The 5,280-nt window shown below is 67.0% G+C and carries 6 protein-coding genes; 4 read left to right on the forward strand and 2 right to left on the reverse strand.

Going from position 1 to position 5,280, the window contains the following annotated elements; genetic code table 11:
- Positions 1-10: 10 nt before the first annotated feature.
- Positions 11-670, forward strand: coding sequence for a fasciclin domain-containing protein (locus QOI01_RS05985; RefSeq protein ID WP_526379272.1), 660 nt, complete (start codon positions 11-13; stop codon positions 668-670).
- Positions 671-952: 282 nt separating this feature from the next.
- Positions 953-2,683 (forward strand): cytochrome c biogenesis protein DipZ, encoded by a 1,731-nt coding sequence (locus QOI01_RS05990; protein ID WP_526379267.1) that lies wholly within the window; start codon positions 953-955, stop codon positions 2,681-2,683.
- Here the strand turns inward: QOI01_RS05990 and sigI are convergent.
- Positions 2,674-3,546 carry an RNA polymerase sigma factor SigI gene (sigI, locus tag QOI01_RS05995; protein WP_526379268.1) on the reverse strand — a complete coding sequence of 291 codons (873 nt, stop codon included), beginning with the start codon at positions 3,544-3,546 and terminating at the stop codon, positions 2,674-2,676. The genes QOI01_RS05990 and sigI overlap by 10 nt on opposite strands.
- 109 nt (positions 3,547-3,655) lie before the next feature.
- Here sigI and QOI01_RS06000 point away from each other — a divergent pair, with 109 nt between their 5' ends.
- Together QOI01_RS06000 and QOI01_RS06005 are read left to right on the forward strand one after the other, a co-directional pair.
- Positions 3,656-4,507, forward strand: coding sequence for an NAD(P)H-binding protein (locus QOI01_RS06000; RefSeq protein ID WP_526379269.1), 852 nt, complete (start codon positions 3,656-3,658; stop codon positions 4,505-4,507).
- A 12-nt stretch (positions 4,508-4,519) separates the two neighbouring features.
- The gene (locus tag QOI01_RS06005; RefSeq protein WP_526379270.1) at positions 4,520-4,969 is read left to right on the forward strand and encodes a nitroreductase family deazaflavin-dependent oxidoreductase; all 450 of its coding nucleotides are present in this window, start codon (positions 4,520-4,522) and stop codon (positions 4,967-4,969) included.
- Between the two features lie 48 nt (positions 4,970-5,017).
- Here QOI01_RS06005 and QOI01_RS06010 read toward each other — a convergent pair.
- Positions 5,018-5,280, reverse strand: a 263-nt coding sequence (locus QOI01_RS06010; protein WP_526379271.1) for an N-acetylmuramoyl-L-alanine amidase family protein, incomplete at its 5' end; no start/stop codon positions are given.

Here is a 5,280-nt window from a genome sequence, read left to right on the forward strand (position 1 = left end):
TGATCACGTCATGAACTCAGCTCACCGCAGGGCATTTGCGGCCGCAGGCCTGACCGCAGTCGCCGTCCTGGGAACCTCCGCGTGTTCCAGCGGCACCTCCACCGAGGCCTCCAGTTCGTCGAGCGCACCGGCCATGACGGCGGCGCCGGCCATGACCGCCGCCGCAGACCCAGCCACCGACCTGGTGGGCACGGGTTGCGCCGGTTATTCCGAGAAGGTGCCCGAAGGACCCGGCTCGGTGACGGGCATGGCGCAGGACCCGGTCGCGACCGCCGCGTCTAACAACCCGATTCTGACGACGCTGACCGCCGCCGTCTCCGGCAAACTGAACCCTGGCGTGAACCTGGTCGACACCCTCAACGGTGGCGAATTCACCGTGCTCGCACCGACTGACGATGCGTTCTCCAAGATCGACGCGGCGACCCTGGAGAAGCTGAAGACCGACGCCCCTTTGCTGACGGGCATCCTCACCTATCACGTGATCCCCGGCCAGCTGAGCCCCGCTCAGGTCGCGGGCAAGCACGAGACGGTCGAGGGCGGCGAGGTGACCGTCACCGGCGCGGGCGAGGCCCTGAAGTTCGACCAGTCCGGCCTGGTCTGCGGTGGCGTCCATACCGCCAACGCGACCGTCTACATGGTCGACACCGTTTTGATGCCGCCAGCCAAGTAGTAAGCGGCGCAACCGAACCCATGGGCGGCGTCCCGCGGCACAACCCCCGTACTGCGGTGGGACGCCGTCCATGCCCCATACCCCCGTTTGAAGGTTGACCCAGACGTGAACCTCGTCGACACCCTCAACGGCGGCGATGTAACCTGGCACTCTTCACCGACACGACGGTCATGCCCCGCGCCGCCTTGTCGTCTCACCACCGTTCCTCCACGAATCCGGTTGACAGGTAATGCTTCTCATGTCCCATGAATTGACTCGACGCGGCGCGCGTTTTGAATGCACATGTTCACACTGATCGCGATCGGCTTCATCGGCGGCTTGATCACCGGCATCTCGCCGTGCATCCTGCCCGTGCTGCCAGTCATCTTCTTCTCCGGCACGCAGAGTGTGCGCGATAGCGACGGTGGCGGCGGGGTTGCCACCGAGGCGAAACCGACCCGGTCCCAAACACTGAGGCCCTACCTGGTCATCGCCGGCCTGGTACTGAGCTTCAGTGTCGTGACGCTTCTCGGGTCGGCCCTGTTGTCACTGCTGCACCTTCCGCAGGACGCCGCCCGCTGGGTGGCCCTCGTCGCCCTGGTGGCCATCGGTCTCGGGCTGATCTTCCCGCAATTCGAAGCGCTGCTCGAGAAGCCGTTCTCCCGCTTGCCGCAGAAACAGTTCGGAACCGGCAAGAACGGCTTCGGCCTCGGACTCGCCCTCGGCGTGCTGTACGTACCGTGCGCCGGTCCCGTGCTGGCCGCGATCGTCGTCGCCGGCGCCACCGGCACCATCGGGTTCAACACGGTGGCGCTGACGCTGTCCTTCGCCGTCGGCGCCGCCTTGCCACTGCTGTTCTTCGCGCTCGCCGGCCGCCGGGTCGCCGAACGCGTCGCTGCGTTCCGCAGCCGCCAGCGCCAGATCCGCGTCATCGCGGGCGTGGTGACGATCCTCCTGGCGGTGGCACTCGTGTTCAACCTGCCCGCCGTGCTGCAGCGCGCCATCCCTGACTACACCAGCACTCTGCAGGAGAAGGCCGGCGGGGAGGAGCAGATCCAGAAGCTGAACCTCGGTGGCCTCGTCAACGACCAGAACGCGCAACTGTCGAACTGCTCCGACGGCCGCAGGGAACTCGAGAGTTGCGGCACGGCACCGGACATCTTGGGCATCACGAAGTGGCTCAACACCCCCGACGGCGCCCCCATCGACCTGAAGTCGTTGCGCGGCAAGGTCGTTCTCATCGACTTCTGGGCCTACTCCTGCATCAACTGCCAACGCGCCATCCCGCACGTCGTCGGCTGGTACGACGCGTACAAGGACAAGGGGTTCGAGGTCATCGGGGTGCACTCCCCCGAGTACGGGTTCGAGAAGGTCGACACCAACGTCGCGAGCGGGGCCGCAGACCTGAACATCGAGTACCCGATCGCACTCGACAACAGCCTGGCCACTTGGACCAACTACCGCAACCGCTACTGGCCCGCCGAATATCTCATCGACGCCAAGGGCACCGTCCGGCACGTCAAGTTCGGCGAAGGTGACTACGACGTCACGGAAAACCTGATCCGCCAACTGCTCGCGGACGCCAACAAGGGCGTCGATCTACCGCCCGCGACACAGGACGCCGATACGACCCCGACGTCGACGCTGACCCCCGAGACGTACTTCAGCGTCGGCAAGGTCGCGAACTACGGCGGTCAAGGCGTGTATGACCAGGGCGAGGCCACGTTCGACCTGCCTGCCCAGCTGGCCGACGACTCGTTCGCACTGAAGGGCCGGTGGGCGCTGGACTACCAGGGCGTCACCGCCGTGGACGACGGGGCCACCATCGCTCTGAATTACCACGCCGAGAACGTCTACCTGGTGGTGGGCGGCACGGGCAACGTCACCGTCACCCGAGACGGCAAGACGACCGTGATCCCGGTCAGCGGCGCCCCGAACATGCGGCAGGTCGTCGCGGGCGACGACGACGGCGCCGGTCACGTCGACGTCAGCCTGAGCAAGGGACTGCAGGCATTCTCGTTCACCTACGGCTGACGGGCCGACGGGTCCGCGGTGGCCTCGATCTTCACCACCAGGGAGTCGCGGATGGTCAGCACCACGATGGCGAACAATCGACCGTGGTCGAACGCCAGCAGCACGGGCTCGCCGGGAGGACCGCACACCACCGTCGTCCGTGGACTCAGGTAGCGCATCAGGTTGACGGCGACGTCGTGTGGCCCGTGGTTGACCTGCTGCGGCGGGGCGGGTTCGGTGAGTACCGTGCCGACGCCCCACACGGTCGGATCGAGTAGCGCCGTCAGTGCCTCCAAATCGCCGTTGGCACAGGCGGTGATGAACGACTCGGTGACGAGCTGGTGTTCGGCCGTGGCCGGGACCACCGACCGGGGCGCCGCGTCGGCGATCTTCGCCCGCGCCCGTCGTGCGAGCTGACGACAGGTGCCCGCGGGCCGACCCACCGTCTCGGCGATCTCGTCGAACGGGACGGCGAACACGTCGTGCAGTACGAAAGCCACGCGCTCGCCCGGACTGAGCTGTCGCAGCACGTGCATCAGTGCGATGCCGACCTCGTCGTCGAGAGTGACCCGGTCGGCCGGATCACGCCCCAGAGCACCGTCGTCCACCGTCGAGTCGTACTCGGGCAACAACCTGGTCTCGAGACGCACCCGCGCAGATCTGAGCTGATCCAGGCACAACCGCCCCGCCACGACGGTCAGCCACCCGCGGACGTCGTCGATGCCCGTCGGATCCGCACGCGACAACCGCAGGAACGCCTCCTGCGCCACGTCCTCAGACTCCCCGACGTCTCCGAGCATCTGGTAGGCCAGGTTCACCAGGTAGGGCCGGTGGTCTCGCCACGCGGAAGTGATCTCGCCGTTCACGTCGGGAGAAGGTGTCATGCAAGTAGGACGAACCAGCGGCGGGAAAAGTTACACGGCGCGTTCGTAACTTTTCGGCGCCACGACCCGTCCTTGATTGCAGGTACCCCACCTCGTGAAGGAGCAGGACATGACCACACCCACCGCCATCGTCGTCACCGGAGCGACCGGAAACGTCGGCCGACCACTGGTCACCGAACTCGCCGAAGCGGGGATCGAGGTACGAGCCGTCACCCGCCGGCCCGACCTCTCCGACTTCCCGCCCGGTGTCACACCGTTCGACTCGGCGAGCGCCGCACTGCCGGGCGCCGCGGCGGTGTTCCTCAACTCGAGGGCGCTCGGCGAAGAGCTGACCGCGACGGTCGCCGCGGCGCACGACGCAGGAGTCAGACGCCTCGTCGCCCTCTCGGCGATCAACGCCGACGACGACTTCTCCCGCCAGCCGTCCCGGTTCCGGGGCGACCGCAACACCGAAGTCGAGCAACTCGCCGTCGACTCGGGATTGGAGTGGGTCAGCCTGCGTCCCAGCGTGTTCGCATCCAATTTCGGGGGCATGTGGGCACCCCAGCTCCGTGGCGGTGACGTCGTTGGTGGACCGTACGCATCGGCGTCCACCGCACCCATCGCCGACCGTGACATCTCCGCCGTCGCCGCCCGAGCACTGCTCACCGACGACCTGATCGGCCAGCGGATTCCGCTGACCGGCCCACAGTCTCTGACCAACACGCAGCTCGTCGACGCTATCGGCACCGTCCTCGGCCGCGAGCTGACATACCTGGAAGCCCCAGAAGACGTGGTGCGGCAACGCTTCCAGGGCATCGGCTTCTCCGCTGAGTTCGCCGACGCCTACATGGCGCTCTTGGCCGAGACGATCGACCGGCCCGCGTTGGTGACCCACGACGTCGAGAAGATCCTCGACCGTCCGGCGTGCACGTTCGCGCAGTGGGTGTCCGAACACCGCCATCTCTTCACTGAATCGTAAGGGAGACAGAACATGTCCGAGAATGCCAACCCGCGACCACCCCGCTGGCTCAAGCCGATGAACAAGGTGATGATCGCCGTACAGAAGCTCGGCGTCCCGGCGGGACCGTCGATGGTGCTCACCGTGCCCGGACGCAAGTCCGGCCGGCCGCGCAGCACGCCGATGACACCGTTCGACCACGACGGTGGGCTCTACACAGTCGCAGGCTATCCCCATGCCGACTGGGCCGCCAATGCCCGCGCCGCCGGGGTGGGCACACTCGCCCGCGGCCGCCGGTCGCGGCGGGTCAGGATCGTCGAGCTGTCCTCCGACGAATCCCGGCCCGTCCTGCGGGCGTTCGCCGTGAAGGTACCGGTCGGCGTCGGGTTCGCGAAGCGCAGTCGTCTCGTCGTCGACGGCACCCCCGATGAATTCGATTCGCTGGCAGGACGATTGGCGGTGTTCCGGTTCGACCCGGCGTGAGCGCTTCGCGGGTGATCGTGGACGATGGGGCCAAGGTGACACGCGTGCTCAGGGTCGCAGGTACGCCGCGATCCCCTTCGCGACCGCGTTGGCGTATGCCGCACGACCCTGCTCGCTCGTCATCTGGGTCGCGTCACCCGCATTGCGCATGTTGCCGAGTTCGATCAACACCGCCGGGTAGTCGGCGAGGTTGAGGCCGGCCAGGTCCGAACGCCCGTACAGGCCGTCGGAACCGACGTACGTCGACTCCGTCAGGCCAGAAGAGACGAGCGTGTCGCGCATCGTCTTCGCCAACGCAATCGACGGTCCCG

Origin of the sequence: Mycobacterium sp., assembly GCF_032162605.1 — a bacterium.
GTDB lineage: Bacteria > Actinomycetota > Actinomycetes > Mycobacteriales > Mycobacteriaceae > Mycobacterium.

Bases quoted from the DNA above. Each gene is read 5' to 3' on its own strand.
- sigI (WP_526379268.1), bottom strand. From the start codon at position 3,546: ATGACACCTTCTCCCGACGTGAACGGCGAGATCACTTCCGCGTGGCGA.
- QOI01_RS06000 (WP_526379269.1), top strand. From the start codon at position 3,656: ATGACCACACCCACCGCCATCGTCGTCACCGGAGCGACCGGAAACGTC.
- QOI01_RS05985 (WP_526379272.1), top strand. From the start codon at position 11: ATGAACTCAGCTCACCGCAGGGCATTTGCGGCCGCAGGCCTGACCGCA.
- QOI01_RS06005 (WP_526379270.1), top strand. From the start codon at position 4,520: ATGTCCGAGAATGCCAACCCGCGACCACCCCGCTGGCTCAAGCCGATG.
- QOI01_RS05990 (WP_526379267.1), top strand. From the start codon at position 953: ATGTTCACACTGATCGCGATCGGCTTCATCGGCGGCTTGATCACCGGC.